Annotated in this window: 20 protein-coding genes; 5 read left to right on the top strand and 15 right to left on the bottom strand. The window is 41.4% G+C overall.

The window, feature by feature from the left end; translation table 11 throughout:
* The first annotated feature begins 94 nt into the window (after window positions 1-94).
* Complete coding sequence (truB, locus tag BMY21_RS01070) at window positions 95-1,108, top strand: tRNA pseudouridine(55) synthase TruB (protein WP_074640083.1); 1,014 nt, start codon at window positions 95-97, stop codon at window positions 1,106-1,108.
* Here the strand turns inward: truB and ruvC are convergent.
* From ruvC to BMY21_RS01055, 3 genes are all read right to left on the bottom strand, one after another.
* The gene (gene ruvC, locus BMY21_RS01065; RefSeq protein WP_083379620.1) at window positions 1,081-1,701 is read right to left on the bottom strand and encodes a crossover junction endodeoxyribonuclease RuvC; all 621 of its coding nucleotides are present in this window, start codon (window positions 1,699-1,701) and stop codon (window positions 1,081-1,083) included. The genes truB and ruvC overlap by 28 nt on opposite strands.
* A gap of 118 nt (window positions 1,702-1,819) precedes the next feature.
* Window positions 1,820-2,563 carry a YebC/PmpR family DNA-binding transcriptional regulator gene (locus BMY21_RS01060; protein ID WP_074640081.1) on the bottom strand — a complete coding sequence of 248 codons (744 nt, stop codon included), beginning with the start codon at window positions 2,561-2,563 and terminating at the stop codon, window positions 1,820-1,822.
* Between the two features lie 157 nt (window positions 2,564-2,720).
* Window positions 2,721-3,641, bottom strand: coding sequence for a hypothetical protein (locus tag BMY21_RS01055; RefSeq protein WP_074640079.1), 921 nt, complete (start codon window positions 3,639-3,641; stop codon window positions 2,721-2,723).
* Between the two features lie 363 nt (window positions 3,642-4,004).
* Here BMY21_RS01055 and BMY21_RS01050 point away from each other — a divergent pair, with 363 nt between their 5' ends.
* On the top strand, window positions 4,005-5,672 hold the full coding sequence (locus BMY21_RS01050; protein ID WP_074640077.1) for a nucleoside kinase: 1,668 nt from the start codon (window positions 4,005-4,007) through the stop codon (window positions 5,670-5,672).
* Here BMY21_RS01050 and fliJ read toward each other — a convergent pair.
* The 9 genes from fliJ to BMY21_RS01005 all read right to left on the bottom strand — a co-directional run bounded on the left by fliJ (window position 5,662) and on the right by BMY21_RS01005 (window position 13,662).
* A complete protein-coding gene (fliJ, locus tag BMY21_RS01045; protein ID WP_074640075.1) occupies window positions 5,662-6,093 on the bottom strand; it encodes a flagellar export protein FliJ in 432 nt (143 codons plus the stop codon). The genes BMY21_RS01050 and fliJ overlap by 11 nt on opposite strands.
* A gap of 66 nt (window positions 6,094-6,159) precedes the next feature.
* A complete protein-coding gene (locus BMY21_RS01040) occupies window positions 6,160-7,578 on the bottom strand; it encodes a FliI/YscN family ATPase (RefSeq protein ID WP_074640073.1) in 1,419 nt (472 codons plus the stop codon).
* Window positions 7,579-7,593: 15 nt separating this feature from the next.
* Window positions 7,594-8,526, bottom strand: a complete 933-nt coding sequence (fliH, locus tag BMY21_RS01035) for a flagellar assembly protein FliH (protein ID WP_074640072.1) — start codon at window positions 8,524-8,526, stop codon at window positions 7,594-7,596.
* Window positions 8,527-8,545: 19 nt separating this feature from the next.
* Complete coding sequence (gene fliG, locus BMY21_RS01030) at window positions 8,546-9,658, bottom strand: flagellar motor switch protein FliG (protein WP_022930906.1); 1,113 nt, start codon at window positions 9,656-9,658, stop codon at window positions 8,546-8,548.
* Between the two features lie 3 nt (window positions 9,659-9,661).
* Window positions 9,662-11,365: a flagellar basal-body MS-ring/collar protein FliF gene (gene fliF, locus BMY21_RS01025; protein WP_074640070.1), complete on the bottom strand. Its 1,704-nt coding sequence runs from the start codon at window positions 11,363-11,365 to the stop codon at window positions 9,662-9,664.
* Between the two features lie 115 nt (window positions 11,366-11,480).
* On the bottom strand, window positions 11,481-11,873 hold the full coding sequence (gene fliE, locus BMY21_RS01020) for a flagellar hook-basal body complex protein FliE (RefSeq protein ID WP_074640068.1): 393 nt from the start codon (window positions 11,871-11,873) through the stop codon (window positions 11,481-11,483).
* Between the two features lie 31 nt (window positions 11,874-11,904).
* The gene (flgC, locus tag BMY21_RS01015; protein ID WP_074640066.1) at window positions 11,905-12,363 is read right to left on the bottom strand and encodes a flagellar basal body rod protein FlgC; all 459 of its coding nucleotides are present in this window, start codon (window positions 12,361-12,363) and stop codon (window positions 11,905-11,907) included.
* Window positions 12,364-12,447: 84 nt separating this feature from the next.
* Window positions 12,448-12,864, bottom strand: coding sequence for a flagellar basal body rod protein FlgB (gene flgB, locus BMY21_RS01010; protein ID WP_074640063.1), 417 nt, complete (start codon window positions 12,862-12,864; stop codon window positions 12,448-12,450).
* A 90-nt stretch (window positions 12,865-12,954) separates the two neighbouring features.
* Window positions 12,955-13,662, bottom strand: a complete 708-nt coding sequence (locus BMY21_RS01005; protein ID WP_074640061.1) for a PrsW family glutamic-type intramembrane protease — start codon at window positions 13,660-13,662, stop codon at window positions 12,955-12,957.
* Between the two features lie 199 nt (window positions 13,663-13,861).
* Between BMY21_RS01005 and BMY21_RS01000 the strand changes: the two genes are divergently transcribed.
* The 3 genes from BMY21_RS01000 to BMY21_RS00990 all read left to right on the top strand — a co-directional run bounded on the left by BMY21_RS01000 (window position 13,862) and on the right by BMY21_RS00990 (window position 16,911).
* The gene (locus tag BMY21_RS01000; protein WP_074640059.1) at window positions 13,862-15,046 is read left to right on the top strand and encodes an iron-containing alcohol dehydrogenase; all 1,185 of its coding nucleotides are present in this window, start codon (window positions 13,862-13,864) and stop codon (window positions 15,044-15,046) included.
* Window positions 15,047-15,150: 104 nt separating this feature from the next.
* Window positions 15,151-16,146 (top strand): NAD-dependent epimerase/dehydratase family protein, encoded by a 996-nt coding sequence (locus BMY21_RS00995; RefSeq protein ID WP_074640057.1) that lies wholly within the window; start codon window positions 15,151-15,153, stop codon window positions 16,144-16,146.
* An 18-nt stretch (window positions 16,147-16,164) separates the two neighbouring features.
* Window positions 16,165-16,911, top strand: a complete 747-nt coding sequence (locus BMY21_RS00990; RefSeq protein ID WP_074640055.1) for an SDR family NAD(P)-dependent oxidoreductase — start codon at window positions 16,165-16,167, stop codon at window positions 16,909-16,911.
* 89 nt (window positions 16,912-17,000) lie between these two features.
* On the opposite strand, the gene hslU is transcribed toward BMY21_RS00990, so the two are convergent.
* From hslU to BMY21_RS00975, 3 genes are all read right to left on the bottom strand, one after another.
* Window positions 17,001-18,530 (bottom strand): ATP-dependent protease ATPase subunit HslU, encoded by a 1,530-nt coding sequence (gene hslU / locus BMY21_RS00985; protein WP_074640053.1) that lies wholly within the window; start codon window positions 18,528-18,530, stop codon window positions 17,001-17,003.
* Between the two features lie 100 nt (window positions 18,531-18,630).
* Window positions 18,631-19,176, bottom strand: a complete 546-nt coding sequence (gene hslV, locus BMY21_RS00980; protein ID WP_074640051.1) for an ATP-dependent protease subunit HslV — start codon at window positions 19,174-19,176, stop codon at window positions 18,631-18,633.
* A 64-nt stretch (window positions 19,177-19,240) separates the two neighbouring features.
* Complete coding sequence (locus BMY21_RS00975; protein WP_074640050.1) at window positions 19,241-20,140, bottom strand: tyrosine-type recombinase/integrase; 900 nt, start codon at window positions 20,138-20,140, stop codon at window positions 19,241-19,243.
* Between the last annotated feature and the right edge of the window lie 39 nt (window positions 20,141-20,179).

Below are 20,179 nucleotides of genomic sequence, written 5' to 3'. Positions count from 1 at the left end.
AAGAAAAATATCAACTTCTTAATATTTAATATTAAATCCTGTTATAAATTTTCGCAACTTTTATTTTCCAGTTTTTTCTGATATGATTTACGGCATGTCACAGAACGGAATCTTATTATTTGCAAAACAATCTGGTCCAACTTCTTTTTCTGCAATCGGAACAGTAAAGAGAGCCCTTAAAACGACAAAAGTAGGACACACTGGAACTCTGGACAGTTTTGCACAGGGACTTCTTGTAGTTTGCATTGGTTCCCTTACAAAACTGGCAGGCAATATTACAGCCTTCGATAAAACATACAAAGCCGTAATAAGATTTGGAGAAGAAACTGATACACTGGAGTTTACGGGAAAAACTATAAAAACAGCTCCACTTCCTGCAAAAGAGCAGCTGGAAACGGCCGTTAAAAAGTTCACAGGTAACATAATGCAGACTCCACCGCTTTTCAGCGCAATTCATATTGATGGAAAACGTGCCAGTGATCTTGCACGCGAAGGAAAAACAAAAGAGCTTCCAGCCCGTCCTGTTACAGTGTTTAATGCTGAAATTGAAGACCTTAAACATAATTCAGAAGGCCTTGTTGAATACGCTCTTATCAGTTTTTCAGTTTCAAAAGGAACCTATATAAGAAGCCTCGCCCGTGACATTGCAGCAGAATGTGGAAGTGCTGCTCATCTGATTGGTTTATACAGAACCCAGGTAGGAAACTTTAATATAGAAGATTCTGCAGGTTTTTCTTTACTTGAAGATTTTTCAATTGATAATGTAATAAAGACTGCAGTTGAGTTTCTAAAAAACAGTGAAGCTCCAGCCACACAAGAAAAGGATTCAGAAGAATTATACGCCGAAATAAAAAGCCATATGCTTGATTTTGATGAAGCAACTGCAAAAGTCTGTGGTTTTGAAACAACAAAAACAACCTCAGTCGAAGCAGAATCAAACTTTAAGAACGGCAAAAAACTACTGAGCGCAATGTTCTCTACAAATCTCCACAGTTTTAAACCAGACACACAAATTGCAGTTTTTAGTCAAAATGAAAAGTTTTTAGGCTTGATATACAAAAATCCAGAAAGTCGGGTATCTTATAAATTTGTCATTCCGGCAGAATAATGAAGATGAGTTATTGCTCCGGCAAGTGCATCGGCCGCATGATCCGGCTTCGGCTCAGTTTTTAACCCCAGCAGAATTTTTACATACCGCTCCACCAGTTCCTTATCAGCAGCGGCCGTTCCCGTTACCGCCTGTTTAATCTGGTTCGGCTGGTATTCACCGAGTTTTATATTATGCTGCGCAAGGCACAGTGTTACCACACCCCTCGCCTCTGCAACGCTCAATGCAGAAGTTACGTTTCGCGCAAAATACAGAGTTTCCATTCCAGCTTCATCCGGCTGAAACTCGTCAATCACCGCACATAAACGACTGTATATAGTAAGAAGTCTCTCTCCATGCGGCTGGTCAGCTTTTGTAGTGATGCAGCCATAACTAACCATACGGTAGCGGCCATCATAAAAGTCAACAACGCCAAAACCGGTATTCGCAAGTCCAGGGTCAATACCTAGAACACGGCGGATACGACGCCTTTCGCGTGTTCCCGGCCCTTTACTGGAACTCGCCCCATTAACACCAGACACGGCTGCATTATGAGAACTCAAACAATCTTCAGCTTTTTCACTTCCCGGCAGAGAAGAAAACTTTTCACTCATAAAACTATTATCGGACAAAAAAAATCCGCTCCTTAAGAGGAACGGATTCTTTACCTAAGCAAAATGGTAAATGCTAAAAAATTGCTCCATGTATTCGCAATTTTTTTTAACGCATTTTCTATGCTTCAGGCTCGAAGTCATCAGGATATTCAGCGGTGTGGTATACGTTCTGAACATCATCGTTGTCTTCAAGACGATCGATGAGGCGCTGAACCTTGCTAGCTGTATCCTTATCAACTGGAGTATAAGCATCTGGAACCATTCCTACGTCAGCAGAAAGTGTTTCAAATCCTTTTTCCTGAAGAGCTTCAGCAACACCAGAGAAAGCATCTGGAGTTGTTGTTACAGTGATGATTCCATCTTCGTTTACGATATCATCAGCACCTGCTTCAAGAGCAACTTCCATTACTTCGTCTTCGTTTACCTTTTCAGCATCAAGTTCAATTGTACCTTTGCGCTGGAACATACGAGAAACCGAACCAGAAGTTCCAAGGTTTCCACCGTTCTTAGCAAAAATGTTTTTAACGTCAGCAGCTGCACGGTTCTTGTTATCAGAAAGAACTTCAACCATTACAGCAACTCCACCTGGAGCATATCCTTCGTAGAGATACTCTTCGTATGCTGCTCCACCGTCTTCACCAGTACCTTTCTTGATAGCACGTTCGATGTTATCTTTAGGCATGTTTGCAGCACGAGCTTTAATAATTACAGTTCTCAAGCGAGGGTTAGAGTTAGGATCCCCTCCGCCCATACGTGCAGCAATAGAAATTTCCTTAATAAATTTTGTGAAAATCTTACCACGCTTTGCATCGGCCAAACCCTTTGCATGTTTAATGGTGGCCCATTTACTATGTCCTGACATTAGGAACTCCTTTAAAATAAATTACAGTCTTATCCATATAAAATAACATAAATGTGAAATTTGTTCAATATTATGAACCCAAATCAACCGTCCAACACGTCTTACGCCACTCCCTTCCGGCGACCGCTTCCCTCGCTTTGCTCGGAAATTTACAAAACTAAGGTTTTAATGCTTCTGGGTGGTTGTTGTACCATTGTTCACGAAATTCTGGATCCCAGGTGTTTTCTATTCGCCACAAAGTATGCACATTTGTAGACCAATTAATTGTAAGAAAATACCAATCTCCATTTGGATGATAAGTAATTGATTCAACTTCTTCATTTTCTGGTATTGTATAATATATTAGATTACTATCTTTTCGATCAAACAATCTAATGTATTTCATCTCTTGATTTAAGGTACATATATATTTCTTTGTTTCATAAGCTGTAGCCCCCCATCTATATCTGATCCCATCTATAAATAGATAATTATATTCATTTAATGTTAGATGTGGTGCATAGAGTCCATCTTCTAATAATTTTTGTGTTTCTCCCGATGTATAGAAATTTGATTTATTTTGTTTTTCATCTAGAGTTGGATTCAATATACAATGTAATTTGTTATGTTTCGCTGTAAAAAAAATAATATCAGATTTTTCATCATAATAACAAGCATTAAACCAATTTCCATCTGTTCCATTGTATTCATTTAATATAGAATATATTTTTACTCTAAAAAGTTCTTCTCCATCATTATTAATATAAAATGCATCTGTATAATTTCCTATTAAAATATTACTTCCTACAGTTTGAAATGTATGAAGATGTGTATTCGTTTTTATGTCTATTATTTTTTTAATCTGATATTTATCATCTATAAAAAATATTTGTTTCTTATCACGTTGATAAAGCATTATATTCCCATATTCATTAATAAATATATCATTTCCGGTAATATCATCGTGAGTATTAGTAACTGATCTTATGTATATACCTTTGCTTTCATTTTTGTATTCATATAATTTTGTTAATTTAACTTCACAAAATAAAGAATAAAACAACATCATTTCAAAAATAATTATACATATTCTTTTCATTTTCTTAATCTCCATACTTCCCAAGATTTATTATTTATTGAAACTGTAGCTAAGGTTCTGGTCTTTATAACTCCAAATATATCGTCAGAAGAATGATATACACTTTCAATTATTGTAGCATTTTAAAACCAATTCTGATTCTCAAATTATTTTTGAACTTTGATTTCGCATACCTTAACACATTTTCAGCAGTTAATGAAGTGATTTCAAGAAATGGAAGAAAGAACTGAAGAACATCCTAAAATATACATACCTCTTCGTAAACTGCCGCCAAAGACAGTAGTTTTTTTATTTCACAAATCAGATTTTACCCCTTATAATAGAAGAATCGAAGAGAAAAATAACAACTGAGAGGTGACTATCATGAATGATATCAGCATTACATTTATAAAAGACGGAAATGAAATAACTAAAAAACTTGTTCCTTATGGTACTCCGGTTTCTGTACTAACCGGAAATTTTGGTATTCCAGATAGAGAAATTTATGCAGTACGAATAAGTAATGAAATCTGCCCGCTTGATATGCCGCTTACTTATGATGCAATCCTCGAAGCAATTCCTGCTAAATCAAAAGATGGAGCTGCCGTTTACAGACGTTCACTTTGTCTTATGCTTGCGGCTGCTGCTCACAATCTGTTTCCAAAGGCTCGACTTCTTGTAGGACACAGCCTTGGTTACGGCTACTACTACACTCTTGAAGGTGCCAAGAAAATCACAGAAAAGGAAATCAAACAGCTTACAGATGAAATGAAATCTCTTGTTGAAAAGGATATTCCTATCACAACTGAATCAATTCCATATGCAAAGGCTGCAGAACTCTTTGAAAAACTCAATCTTGTTGAAACCCGCAAGCAGATTAAATACAACTGTCCGCCTACAATCAAAATCAATACGATTGGTGATTTTTCTGATTTGTATTTTGGACCTCTTGTACTATCTACCGGTGTTCTAAAAACCTTTGAACTTATGAAATACGGCGAAGGTTTCTTACTCCGCTTCCCTAAATCATCAGATCCGGACAAGCTCACAGAGTTTAAGGATCAGCCAAAGCTTTTCGAAATCTACAGCAAGTATAAGGAATGGGGAAAGCGCATGAACGTTACTTCTGCAGCTTCTCTCAACGAGCTTATCGGAAGCCGTAAGATTAATGACTTCATTGAAATCACAGAAATCTATCAGCAGAAAAACATTTCTAAGATTGCTTCTCAGATTGTTGACCGCAAGACAGTCCGCGTAGTTTTAATTGCAGGACCTTCTTCTTCAGGTAAAACTACATCTGCTAAAAAACTTGCACTTGAACTTCAGGCTATGGGCTACCAGCCTAAGGTAATCAGCCTTGACTGCTACTATGTAGGCCACGACAAAACACCTCTTGATGCAGACGGAAAACCAGACTATGAATGTCTAGAAGCGCTGAACATTGAGCTTTTAAACAATCAGCTTGTTGATTTGTTCAATGGCAAAGAGATTATTGTTCCAACTTATGATTTCCACACTGGAACTGCATATTTTGAAGACAAGAATAAGATGACTCTTAAAGACAATGAGATTCTTATTATGGAAGGAATCCACGGTCTGAACGACAAGCTCACTCCAAAAGTTGCTCCAGAACTCAAGTTTAAGATTTATCTTTCTGCCCTAACCCAGCTCAACCTTGATGACCACAACCGTATTTCTACTTCAGATAACCGTCTTATCCGCCGTATTGTCCGCGACAATAACTTCCGCGGTAAGCCTGCAGCAGGAACAATTGAAATGTGGCCGAGTGTCCGCCGTGGTGAAGAGCTCCACATCTTCCCGTTCCAGAACAATGCGGATGCAGTTTTGAATACAGCGCTTGATTACGAATTGTCAGTTTTACGAGTATACGCAGCTCCACTTCTCCGTCAGGTTACTCCAATGCAAAAGGAATACGCCGAGGCAAGACGTCTGCTGCAGTTCCTCGAGAACTTCGCAACAATTTCGCCAAGTGCGGTGCCACCACGCTCGATCATCCGTGAGTTCATTGGTGGTAGTGCTTTCAAATACTAGTCGTTAGTTTATTTTTGACTTCGTCTAATAATTCAGCTTCTTCGTAATCGGCAGCAGCTTTCCAGTCGGCGAGCTGCTTTTCTTTTAACTTTTCGAGGGCTGTTGTTTTTTTCATGCATTCGCGGAGGACTTCGCGTTTCTGTTCGGTAACGAGTTTTGCTTCAGCAAGCTGTTTGAGCAGTTCTTCTTTCTGATATTCCAAAAGATTGTTGTACTGGCTTTGAGCCATCATATCCTGAAAATTCAGAGAGCCCTTCATCTGGGCTTTTACTGCGGCATAGTTCTGGGCTATTTTTTTGAGATTTTCGTTTATTTCAGTTTCTACAGCCAAGGCTTTTGCGAGTTCACCTTCAGCCTGTTCTTTTTCGAAGTTGCGGTATTCGAGGACTTTCTGTAATTCAAAAATAAATTTCTTTGCCATATGGATTGCTTCGCTGCGCTCGCAATGACGAGGCCATTTATCACTTCTCTGCCACTCGAAATGACGCTAGGCTTCCGTTTGCTTAATACTATCTGTAATTTGGGCAGTGTATGGAATATCTAATGCTGGCGCTTCAACATATTCACTTTCTGGAATCTCAATTCCTGTAAGAGCAGAAAGTTTTTCCAGAGTTTCTTTCATTGGACACGGCTCGTATTCTTCCTGCTTAAGGAATTCCTCAATTTCCATGTGCTTATCTATAGCCTGGTCGATTTCTGGAGAATTACCCTTCTGATAAATTCCAGCTGTAATCATTGTTTCGTTTTCACTGTAAGTTGCCATCCAGGTGCGGAGTCGTCCAACAGCCTTACGGGTTTGTGCACCACTTACACGCTTAGAAAGTCGAGAAATAGACTGCAGAACATCAATTGCAGGATAATGATAAGCCTGAGCGAGCTTACGGTTCAAAACGATATGTCCATCGAGAGTACCGCGAACCTTATCTGTAATCGGCTCATTCATATCATCACCATCAACAAGAACTGTATAGAAAGCTGTGATAGAACCTTTCTGATTTGTACCAGAACGTTCGAGCAGTTTTGGAATCATATCAAAAACACTTGGCGGATAGCCTTTCTGTGCAGGAGGCTCACCGTTTGCAAGACCGATTTCGCGCTGTGCATGAGCAAAACGTGTAACTGAATCCATCATCAGCATAACGTCTTTTCCCTGATCGCGGAAATATTCTGCAATGGCTGTACAAACCTGAGCGGCACGGAGACGGCAGATTGAAGGCTCGTCACTGGTTGCAACAACGAGTACGGAACGCTTCATTCCTTCTTCACCAAGGTCGCGGTTTACGAAGTCCAGAACTTCGCGGCCACGTTCACCAATCAAACCGATTACGTTTATATCAGCATCTGTATTACGGGCAATAATACTGAGAAGTGTAGATTTACCAACACCAGAACCTGCAAAGATTCCAAGACGCTGACCTTTACCAACTGTAAGAAGAGAGTCGATGGCACGCACACCTGTAGAAATGCGGCGGTTAATATCTGTACGCTCATTAGGAGCTGGTGGATTTGCAACTGCAGGATAATAAGTTTCCGGAACAATTTCTCCCTTATCATCACAAGGACGGCCAGAAGCATTTATCATTCTTCCTAAAAGCTTTGGTCCAACAGGAACCATAAGACTTCGACCGGAAGCAACAACCTCGCAGCCAACTTCTATACCTTTTGTTTCTCCAAATGGAGCAAGTTTTACAATTTTTTCATCAAGACCAACAACCTCTGCCTGAAGTAGTTTTCCGTCACGCAGTTTGATTGTACACATTTCGCCGATTACAGAACGAGGTCCTTCACTTTCAACTTCAAGACCTTTAACTGCAACTACACGGCCAGTATAAAGGATGGTCTCTGCATCAACAACTTTTTCGAGATATTTATTAAAATCAAAATCACCGGTATAGGTAGAACGCACAGTACACCCCCTTCACTACTCAGCCGAAGTAAGAGGATCCTGGCGCTTGATATTTTTTACAGGAGAAACTTCAAGAATCTTATTTTCAAGTTCTGTAAGCTGACTTGAGATACGTGCATCGATAGCGCCGAAGTCTGTTTCAACAATACAGCCGCCCTTTTCAACAGCAGAATCTTCCTGAACTGTAATTCCCTGAACATTTTCAACATGCTGAATAAACTCGTCTGCGTGTGCTGTAGTAAGCTTTACATCTTCAATATTAACACGAAGTGTTACGTTACCACGGGTCTTTACCTTGCGCAAAGCAGCAACAGTATTTGCCATAATAACGTTCTTCTGATTTTCAGAAAGAATCTTAATAACCTTGCGGGCCATCAAAATTACAAGTTCAACAATCTGGCTTTCTGTATCCTGCAGAATTTCTTCACGGCGCTGCATTACGGCTTCGAGAACTTTGTGCATTCTTTCAATAAGGCGCTCAACTTCGGCTTTACCCTTTTCGTAGCCCTCAGAACTTCCCTGCTCAAAACCTTCTGAGCGTGCATCTGCAACAAGTTTATCATGCTGAGCCTGTGCTTCTGCAACAATCTGTGCAGCTTCAGCTTTTGCTTTTTCTATGATTGAAGCAGCTTCATTTTCTGCATCTGCTTTTATAACGGCCGCCTGATCTGTCTGGCGTTTTACTTCTGCAAAGGCTGTATCTTCAGCAGCTTTAATAATGCGTTCTGCTTCCTTCTGAGCATCTGCTTTAAGCTGCAGTTTTTCCTGCTCGAACTGAAGTTTATATTCTTCAGCTTCACGGCGCAAGTCTTCTGCAGTAGGACCTGTATATACTTCTTCCTCTTCTACTTCTACATCTTCAATCGGAGAATAGTCCTTGTAGAGAGGGAGCATTACTTTTTCTTCAATGTTCTTTGCTTCACCAGGTCTAAATACTGCTTTTGCCATACTTTATTCCTTTTGCAAATTATGATACAAGTTCGTCTTCGCCAGAACGGGCAATTACGATATCACCATTATCTTCGAGACGTCGGATGATAGATACAATCTTCTGCTGAGACTCTTCAACGTCCTTCAAGCGGACAGGTCCCATGAATTCCATATCTTCCTTAAGCATAGATGCGGCACGTTTAGACATGTTACGGAAGATTTTATCCTGTACTTCAGTATCAACAGACTTAAGCGCTTTTGCGAGTTCCTGCTGGTCGACATCGCGGAGTACCTTCTGAATAGCACGGTCGTCGAGCATAACGATATCTTCGAATACGAACATTCGCTTTTTGATTTCCTCTGCCAGATCCGGATCGTCCTCTTCGAGGGATTCGATAATAGACTTTTCAGAAGAACGGTCAACAAGGTTGAGGATTTCAACGATTGCTTCAACACCACCGGCAGCAGTGTAGTCTTCTGAAGACAGTGTAGAAAGTTTCTTTTCCAATACGCGTTCAACGTCGCGCAATACATCTGGAGATGTACGGTCCATTGTTGCAAGTCGTTTTGAAACTTCGGCCTGCATATCTTCAGGAAGGTTCTGCATGATTACAGCAGCTTTTCCAGGTTCGAGGTAAGCAAGAATCAAGGCAATAGTCTGCGGATATTCCTGCTGAATAAAGTTGAGCAAGTGTGCCGGGTCTGTACGGCGGATAAAGTCGAATGGACGAACCTGAAGACTTGAAGTAAGGCGGTTGATAATATCGATTGCTTTCTGAGAACCAAGAGATTTTTCGAGGAGCTCGCGGGCATAGTCGATACCACCGGTTGTAATGAAGTTCTGAGCATTCATGAGCTCCTGGAACTCTTCGAGTACGGCGTCTTTAAATTCAGGATTTACTTTTTCCTGACGTGCAATTTCAAAGGTAAGGGTTTCAACTTCATCTTCGCGAAGATGCTTCATGATTTCGGCAGAAACTTCTGGTCCAAGCGAAATGAGGAAGATGGCAGCCTTCTGGCGACCAGTTAAACTTTTATAATCCTTGTTGCCTTTTTTTGATGATGAACCAGAACCTGCAGGCTTAAGCTGACCAGGCTTTGGTACCGGCTTTGGATTTGATTTCGGTGCTTCTGTAGCTTCGTCTGACATAAACTATTCCTCCATCAACCATGTTCTTATGAGCATAGCAACATCTTCCGGATGTTCCTTTGCCATGGAAATTGCATTTTCCTGGAGTTCCATACGTCTTGTCTCTTCGACAGACATTGTAACCTCCATTCCATCGTCTTTTGCTTCCCAAAGTGCACGCTCGCGGGCTGCCTGCTGCTCTGCAAGAAGGCGGGCTTCTCTTTCGCGGCGGCGGCGTTCCATTTCGCGGCTGATAATACGGAAGAGGATAAAACCAACAAGCACAACAACAATTGCAATAAGAATAAGAAGTATTGTACGTTTTCTCTGAATTGCTGCGAAGTATTCTGCATCCTCTGCTTCAAACTCATCATCACGGTCATAAGCAATGTTTGTAACTTCTACACGGTCACCGCGGGTTCTGTCATATCCGATAGCACCCTGAATAAGGCGAACAGCTTCTGCCATTTCTTCTGTAGAAACCGGAGTATATTCACGCTTAATTGCACCGTCTTCAATAATGAGATTTCCATTATTATCTTTTACCTTCTTCCATTTTCCGTCGAGGTTGACAGAAACCGAAATCTTATCGATTTTTGGAGAAGAGATTTCTGAAGTCTGTTTTGTGTTAATTACATTGTTCTGTGTAACGCCAGTTTCTGTTGAACGGCCGATTACATTTGACATATCAGAATAAACAGGAGGAGTCTGACCTTCTACACCTGCAGGTCCTTCCGGATTATAACCTGTACCCTGCCACTCTTTTGTTACAGTCTGCTGACTGATTGGAAGTGTATCGCGGTATTCTGAGTCATCATATGGTGTATCCGGATTATCCGGCTTAATTACGATTGGAGAATATTCAGTTGCCTCGCTTGTTTTCTGCGACATATCCATTTCAATGGCAACGTTCATGTCGCGGCAGCGGTCTTCACGGAATGTTTTCTGAAGAGCTTTAAGAATCTTTGCGCGAAGTTCAACTTCCTGTTTACGGATAAGCTTCTGCTGCTTTTCGATGATGCTTACGCGGTCACTTTCAGCCATGCCTTCAAAATCATTTACCTGATTACCATCTACGTCTGTAATGATAAGATTTTCTTCTCTCAAGCCTTCAACAGCAGAAAGAATAAGGCGCTGGATTCCAAGAACGCGTTTTCTATCCTGAAGCAGTGTACTCTGAGGGGTTGTTTTAATAATTACACTGGCAGTTACAGGATTCTGATCTGCAGTAAAGAGCTGATTTTCAGGCAAAACAATATTTACATCTGCAAGCTGAATTTCGGCAATTGATTCGATATGCTGTTTCAACTGCTTTTGAATAGTATTTTTAAGTTTTACGTTCTGATCTGCATCTGTTGTAGACCAGCTTCTGTCATAGAAACCTGCCCAAGGATCAACCGATGACGGAACAAGGTTTTCACTAATAAGAATCTCTCTCATGCGGCGGGCAGTTCTATCGTCATCTACAGAAATGTAACCGGCATCATTTGTATATGCATTTACATTTTCCTGCGACAAACGGTCAAGAATTTGAGTCAAAGAAGTCTGATCTGTTACTGGAGCATTAAAGAGTCGGACAGTGGAAGGCTTTGCAGAAAGCTTCACGGACGCAACTATGACTATGATTACTATTACGATTATGCCAACTAATATGACTTTTTGAATCGGCTTCCATTTGGACCACATATTTTTGAGTCCATCTGTTACCTTTTTAAGCCATTCGTTCATCTGTCCCCTCCCGTGAACGAATTTTAAAGAAATTTATACTAAATTTAATTAAGTATAACATAGGAAGAGAAATTTGACAATAAAAATGTTAACTAACGTTAATTATTTTGAAAAACTATCGGGTAGTAGTAATCTCGTTCCATCCGGTAACCAGACGGTCAATTACAGTCTGCGCAAGGTTCAGGCTCTGGCGGGCTTTTGCCATTGCAATTGTTACATCATGAATATCAACATCATCAGGATCTGTAATGAGCTTTTCCTGAACTGCAGTAACATCCAGCTGCTGGCTGTTTACAGTGCTCAAGGCATCAAGAAGATATGACTGGAAAGATTTTGACTGACCTGCACGTTGAATCGAAGCAGCTTCTGTAGTCTGTTCTGTTCTGTTTAGTTTTTCGATTGGCGACATGCCGGGAATATTTGCAGTAAGAGGCTGAATCTTTCCCTGTCCAAAATGAGCTTTATCTGTGCGCACCATCTGAAGGGTGCCGAAATCTTGAATCTTCATGTTTCCCTACCCGTTTATAATTCTACACCCGTTATCGTCCGATTTCAAGTGCTGCAGAGAACATATCCTTTGCACCGTCAACAACTGTTGCATTTGCTTCGTAAGCACGTGAGGCAGAAATCAAATCTACCATTTCGTTTACGATATTTACGTTAGGATATTCAACATAACCTTTATGAGGGCCACTCTGATATGCATCAGGATGGGTTGGATCATAAACAAGACGTCCCTCAGAAGTATCTTTTGTAATCTCCAAAACCTTTACACCTTTTCCAGGACCATTGTCGAGGCTTGAAGGTGTGAACGGTGTACGCCACTGAGGATTTGCATCTGCAACAGGACGCATAACTACAGTAGATTTTTTAAAAGGACCTCCGTCCTGTGTACGTGTAGTCGAAGCGTTTGCAATATTATCAGAAATTACATCTGTTCTGAGTCTTTCAGCAGCCATTCCGGTTGCGGCGATGTTAATACTGGTAAACATACCCATATTCTAATCTCCTATATTAGGTTCCAGGTTTCAGGTTTTAGGTTCTAGGATTTTAACTAAAACCTATAACCTAGCACCTATAACCTACTTTTTCATTGCTGTGTTCACCTGATCAAACTCAAAGCTTGTGAGCTGGGTGAGCATGCGGTACTGCATCTGAATCTGGAGGATATTGTTTGCTTCAGTTTCTGCATCTACGTTGTTACCGTTTGCCTTTGCTGTAGTTGTGTAATCGAGAACACGACGAGGCTGAACATCACGGTAATCGTATGGAACATTTACCTGAATATGGCGGGAATCTGTTGTTGTAAGATGAAAAGCATTCTTAGCTTCTTTTTCAGAATCAAGAGCACGCTTGAGTTCACTTTCAAAGTTTACTGTTGAACGCTTAAAATTAGGAACCTCACTGTTTGCAAGGTTATTTGCTGTAACCTGATAGCGCAATGAAGTTACGTCCATTTCACGCTGAAGCAGGTCAATTGAACGGGTGAAACTGTTCATAAACTATTTTTTCCTCCTCTGATTTTTGTTTACATCTAGTTGATTTTCGGAATCTGGAGGAAAAGGTTTAGGAATTTTTATCAGAAAGATTTACAGTGGTCTATCTGTACGGAATTCATGCTTAATAATGCGCCATGCAAAGAAATCAAGCAGAATAACATAAATATAGAAGACATACTGATATCCAAGCGCTGCTACCTGTTCAGAAAGGAGGAAATCATAAGCTCCATGAATCAGCATAGGAATACCCAATGCAAGAAGTTTACAGAACTTCATTCTGCCTGTTTTACCATCCAGCCAGAAAGTTTTTGCACGGCTGAGCCAGTAGCCCATGAAAACGCCGAAGGTTGCATGGCCCGGAATAGCAAAAATAGCACGTCCAATAGAAACGCCTGTTCCATAAGAAACTACATACAAAATGTTTTCCAGCGCTGCAAATCCTAAAGAGGCAGAAACTGCGTAAACAATTCCATCATATCTGTAATCAAAATTCCTGTTTTTCCAGACAATCAGCATAAGGACAAGCCATTTAGAAAATTCTTCTACCAGAGCAACACCAACTGTATTTTCCATCCATGCAATCTGAATTGTTGCAGGATCATAATACATGCTGATCATTGAAATAAGAAAACGTTCTGCAGCGGCACAAGGAATAGAAAAAAAAGCCCCGTAAATAACAACCTTCAGAACAAAGTTTAATGGCTCACGCTCGTTTTTATCGAGTAAATATACATATCTTAGAATCAGAAAAACCGGAAGCAAGGCCGGAATCAGAATAAAATATAAAATGAATTTCATGATTTTATTGTACAACGAAGATTTAGCGAGGTCAATTTATCAGGCCACAGGTGGGAATTTTATGAGCCGGCGGCGGACAATTATATAGATTTATACAATTTAATCAGAGATGATTTATTTTTGATTTTGCGAAAAACGGGGTAAAATGATTGTACAAAATATAAATCACCGTAAACGCGGACTTTTAAGGAGATTTTTGATGGATAATTTTACATTTTATAGCCCAACTAAGTTTGTTTTTGGAAAAGATACTGAACAGCAGGCAGGTGCACTTGTAAAGGAATTTGGTGGAAGCAAGGTTTTGCTTCATTTTGGCGGTAAATCTGCAGAAAAATCAGGTCTTCTTGGAAGAGTTCGAGAATCTCTGAAAGGAGCCGGTGTTGATTTTGTAGAACTCGGTGGAGTTCATCCTAATCCTCTTGATGATTTAGTTTATGAAGGAATAGATTTGTGCCGTAAGAACGGTGTGGACTTTATTCTTGCTGTTGGCGGAGGTTCTGTAATTGACAGTGCTAAAGCTATTGCAATGGGCGTTTGCTATGACGGAGATTTCTGGGATTTTTACTCGTATACTGCACAGCCAAAAAAGGCTCTTCCTGTTGGAACTGTTCTCACAATTGCAGCTGCCGGAAGTGAAGGTTCCGGAGACTCTGTAATCACTAAAAAAGATGGAATGATAAAACGTGGAACAGGCGGTGAATGTATCCGTCCTAAGTTCTCTATTTTGAATCCTGCATTGACACAGACACTGCCTGCATACCAGACAGCGTGTGGTGCGACAGATATTATAGCTCACGTTTGCGAGCGTTACTTTACAAACACAAAGAATGTAGAAACTACAGACCGTTTGTGTGAAGCAGTTCTGATGGCTATGATCCACGAAACTCCTAAAGTAATCGCTGACGCAAATGATTATGAAGCCCGCGCTAACATCATGTGGGCAGGAATGGTTGCTCATAACAATATCGTTGGTGTTGGCCGTGACCAGGACTGGAACAGCCACGGAATTGAACATGAACTTTCAGGCCTTTATGACTGTGCTCACGGTGCAGGACTTGCAGTTATCATGCCTTCATGGATGGAATTTGTTTATAAGCATGATGTAATGCGTTTTGCTCAGTGGGCTACACGCGTCTGGGGCTGCAAGATGGATTTTGCTGATCCGGAAGCTACAGCATGCGAAGGTATCAAGCGTTTCCGCGAGTTCCTTCACAGCATTGGAATGCCTATCAATTTTGCTGAGCTTGGTGCAAAGGAAGAAGATATCCCTACGCTCGTAATGAAGTTCGGTCTACCGGAAGGCGGAAGAACCGGCGGATTTGTAAAGCTGAGTTCTGAAGATATTGCTGAAATCTACAAGATTGCGGCTAAAGCTACATTATAAAGGATTTCTCACAGAGGGCACGGAGGCCACAGAGGGATATAATAAAAAAAAACATAACTCTGTGTACTCTTTAGCTCTGTGAGGATTTTTTTTCAGGAGGATTCATGAAAGTTCTATTCATAGGCGGAACCGGTACAATCAGCATGGCAATTTCTAAATTGATATTGGAAAAAGGCTGGGAGCTGTATCTTATAAACAGAGGAAACCGTAATAACGATGAGCGTCTTAAAGGTGCGCATTTTATTACAGTTGATATAAATGATGAAAAAGCAGCGGCAGAAAAGCTTGCAGGAATGCAGTTTGATGTAGCATGTGATTTTATCGGCTTTGTACCTTCACAGCTGGAACGCGATTATCGCCTGCTTAAGGGCAAGGTACGTCAGTTTATGTACATCAGTTCAGCTTCTGCTTATCAAAAGCCTTGTGGAAACTATATAATCAGCGAAAAAACTCCGCTTGCAAATCCTTACTGGGAATATTCACGCAATAAGATTGCCTGCGAAGACTATCTGATGAAACTTTACAGAGATGAACAGTTCCCGGTTACGATTATAAGACCGAGCCATACTTATGATGAACGTTCGGTGCCACTTGGAGTTCACGGCGACAAGGGCAGCTGGCAGGTTGTAAAGAGAATCAAAGAAGGAAAGCCTGTGATTATTCATGGAGATGGAACTTCGCTCTGGACAATCACACATAATTCTGATTTTGCAAAGGGCTTTGTCGGATTGATGGGAAACATTCACGCAATTGGTGAAGCAGTTCAGATTATGAGCGACGAAAGCGTTACCTGGAATCAGATTTACCAGTGCATTGCAACATCGCTTGGCGTTGAGCTTAAGCCGGTTTATGTTTCATCAAGCTATCTTGCAGCACATTCTGATTACGACTTTACAGGAAGTCTGATTGGAGACAAGGCAAACTCTGTTGTTTTTGACTGCAGTAAACTGAAATCACTTGTACCGGATTTTGTTGCAACAAAACGCGCAGATCAGGGAATCAGAGAAACAGTTGAATATGTTCTTGCACACCCTGAATGCCAGACAGAAGACCCGTACTTTGATAAATGGTGCGATGAGATAATCGCAAAAATGAACTAAAAATACAGGAGCCGACAAATGGTTGACGTAAAAGGAAAATGGGCGCTGGTTACCGGCGCAAACCGAGGAATCGGATATAGAATCGCAAAGTTTATGGCCAGCAAAGGCTGTAATCTGATTTTACACAGCCGCTCACTCGAGCATACTAAGGCCGTACTTGAAGAAGTCCGAGCAATGGGCGTAGAAGCTTACGATATTGCTGCAGAACTCAGCGATCTTTCTCAGGTAGAAGCAATGATGAACGAAATTGAAAAACGCGGAAAGCCGGTTGATATTCTTTTCAACGACGCCGCAGTTCAGATTGCTTACCGCACAGACTACTGGAAAACACCGGTTGAAGATTATTCAAAGAGCTTTGTAATCAACACAATTGCTCCGATGATGCTCTGCTACCGCTTTATTCCAAAGATGATTGAACGCGGCTGGGGCCGTGTAATCAACACAACAAGCGGAATCCGCAACGAACCGGAACAGGCCGGCTACAGCGCAAGTAAAGCAGCCCTCGATAAAGTAACATCTGATATCGGTGGTAAACTCGACGGCACAGATGTCTGCATCAACCTCGCAGACCCGGGCTGGTGCCGCACAGACCTCGGTGGTCCGAACGCTCCAAATGATCCTGACAGCGTAATTCCTGGAATTGTTGTCGGAGCTTTCATTGATGACAAGAAGAGCGGCCGCTGGCTTGGTGCACAAGACTTTGCAGGCCTCACACTTGAAGAAGCAGTAAAAAAAGCTGCAGATTATCCGCAGCTTTTTAAGTAGCAATACACTATATTGAAAAAGTCCTCCTCTCCTTCTGATTCAGCTCGCCTAGGCTGAATCAGTTTCTTTTATGGAGGATTTATCAACTTCTAAAGAATATATCTAGACAAATCCTGATTCTGGCTGATGCCTTCAAGTTTTTCGTCTACATATGCGGCATCAATCTTGATAGTTTCGCCGGCATGTTCATCAGCTTCGAAGTTGATGTCTGCAAGAACCTTTTCCATGATTGTGTGAAGGCGGCGGGCACCAATATTTTCGGCACTTGAATTAACCTCTTCTGCAACCACACTCATGCGGTCCAAAGCATCTTCTGTTATATCGAGTTTAACACCTTCTGTTTCGAGCAGTGATGTATACTGCATAATCAGGCTGTTCTTAGGCTCGCTGAGGATGCGCTTAAAATCATCTTTGTGGAGAGAATCAAGTTCAACACGTAGCGGGAAGCGTCCCTGAAGTTCCGGAATCAAATCACTTGGAGCAGCAACGCTGAAAGCACCGGCTGCAATAAAGAGAATGTGTGTTGTATCGATTACACCGAACTTTGTATTTACATTGCTTCCTTCAACGATTGGAAGGATATCGCGCTGAACACCTTCGCGGCTTACATCCTGTCCATGGCTTTCGCCGTGAACGGCAATCTTATCAATTTCATCAATAAAGATAATTCCGCTCTGCTCTACACGCTTCTTTGCTTCATCGGCAACTTTATCGTGATCAACCATTCCGTCGAGAACTTCTTCTGTAAGAATCTTACGTGCTTCTTTTACAGTAAGGGTACGCTTTTTACTACGTCCCTGACCGTTCATCATATTTAGGATTCCCTGCATGCTGTTCTGAAGGTCATCAATGCTGCCACCGGCAATAATTTCCATATTAGGCATTCCCTGTGGACGGTGAACAACCATGTCTACTTCGCGGTCTTCAAGTTTGCCTTCGCGGAGCATCTGGCGGAATTTTTCACGAGTATGATTTTCTGCAGCCTTTTCAGCTGATTCTTCATCAGCTTTCTGCTGTTCTGCAGCTGCCTGATTTGCCTGATTCAAGGCTTCCTGCATATCTGCTGCAACCTTGTTTAAGTCAATTGTAATTTCATTTGCACTTGGCTGACTCAAAAAACCGAGAGGCTTAATTTCAGTTTTCTTGTCTTTTTCACCATCTGATTTCTTTTTATCGTCTTTTCCAGTTCCAGGTAAAAGCAAATCAAGAAGGCGCTCTTCAACAACGCTTACTGATTTTTCGCGAAGCTGATCTTCCATCTCGGCTTTAACGTCATTGTAGCCTACAGCCATAAGGTCGCGGATCATACTTTCAACGTCGCGGCCAACGTAGCCGACTTCGGTGTATTTTGTTGCTTCAACCTTTAAGAATGGAGCACCGCAAAGCTTTGCGAGGCGGCGGGCAATTTCTGTTTTACCACAACCGGTTGGTCCAATCATCAAAATATTTTTTGGAGCAACTTCATCGCGAATTTCTTCCGGAAGCTTAAGGCGGCGGAAGCGGTTACGGAGCGCAACGGCTACGGCACGTTTTGCCTTTTCCTGTCCGATAATATATCCGTCGAGTTTTTCTACAATCTGTTTTGGTGTAAGTTCTGTTTTATTTTCGTTATTTTCCATAAAAAGTATTCCCAGTTCTTAATACGTCATTGCGAGACCGAAGGTCGAAGCAATCCATATTAATAGATTGCTTCGTCGCTATGCTCCTCGCAATGACGTTTTACTCAAGAGTCTCTATTGTCAGATTCTGATTTGTATAAATACAGATGCTGCCGGCGATATTAAGAGAACGCTCCGCAATTTCCTTTGCGCTCAAATCTGAAGAATCAAGATAAGCGAGGGCTGCAGAATATGCATAATTTCCGCCTGAACCGATTGCAATTGCATCCTTTTCCGGCTCAATAACGTTACCGTCGCCGCTGATCAAAAGAATCTGTTTTTTATCTGCAACAAGGAGCATTGCCTCGAGCTTCTGAAGAGTGCGGTCTGTACGCCAGGCCTTTGCAAGCTCAACAGCTGAACGCATAATATCTCCGTTATATTCTTTCACCTTGGCTTCAAAGCGGTCAAGCAGAGTAAAAGCATCTGCAACACTACCCGCAAATCCGGTGAGAATCTTTCCATCATAAATCTTTCGAACTTTGCGAGAATTTCCCTTACAAACAGTCTCGCCCAAAGTACACTGGCCATCACCAGCCATAGCAACCTGTCCATTTCTGCGTACTGCAAGAATTGTGGTGCTTCTGATTTTTGTTTTATTTCCCATGAGTTAAAATATAATGATTTACGGAACTTTCGGCAAATAAAAAAGGTGTTTATCGTAAAAGTGATTAAGAATGCGGATGGGCTTTATTGTAGATATCGATGAGTTTTTCGGTAGTAATATGAGTATATCGCTGTGTTGTACTGATAGAACTGTGCCCCAGCATTTCCTGAACAATACGGACATCAGCACCATTTCCAAGCATATTTGTAGCAAAAGTGTGACGGAAAGCATGAGGATTTACATGGCGGTTTGTTCCCTCAACTCCTGAGTATCGGTTAAGAATATATCGGAGACCACCAGTTGTAAGAGGATGCCCTTTAAGATTTATAAAAAGTTCAGCGGGAATCTTTTCAATTTTCAGGTCAATCAGGAGTTTTTTGCGGTCTTTCAGATATTCAGCAAGAGCTTTACGCGATTCCTCAGCAAAATAAACCTTACGCTGTTTATTGCCCTTTCCCGTAACAATAGCTGAACGCCCACCATCCATGAAATCTGTAAGCTTGAGGCTGACAATTTCGCTTGCACGACAGCCGGAAGAATACAGCATAAGAAAAAGTGCATGGTCGCGGCTTTTCCACAAAAGCTCGTCGTTTACCGGCTCCTCGCAAAGCTCGTTTACCTCGGAGGTGGTCATAAAATTTGGCACCCGCTTTGGCAGCTTTACAGTCTTCATTTCAAGGGAAGGATTTTTTTCGATATATTTCAATTTAGCGGCATAGGCAAAAAGTGTACGCACTGCCGCAATAAAACGGTTCACAGTAGCGGCCGACTTTCTCTGCTTAGAAAGCTGCCCTATACAAAGCATCAGATTTTCGCGGGTTATAGCCTGAACATCCAGCTCCGGTGTCAAAAATTCCTGCAGCTGCAAAAGGTCGTTCCCATAACCCTTCACAGTATTCTCCGACAGCCCCCTCACCGCCGAAAGATAAAGCAAAAATTCCTCTGTAAGCTCACGTAAAGTCATACTTTGATTATCGGCAAAAAATATAAGATTCTCAAGGCA

The organism is Treponema bryantii (genome assembly GCF_900111035.1).
GTDB classification, from domain to species: domain Bacteria; phylum Spirochaetota; class Spirochaetia; order Treponematales; family Treponemataceae; genus Treponema_D; species Treponema_D bryantii_C.
The sequence above is the reverse complement of the archived record's forward strand: the minus strand, read 5'-3'. Positions and strand labels throughout refer to the sequence as shown.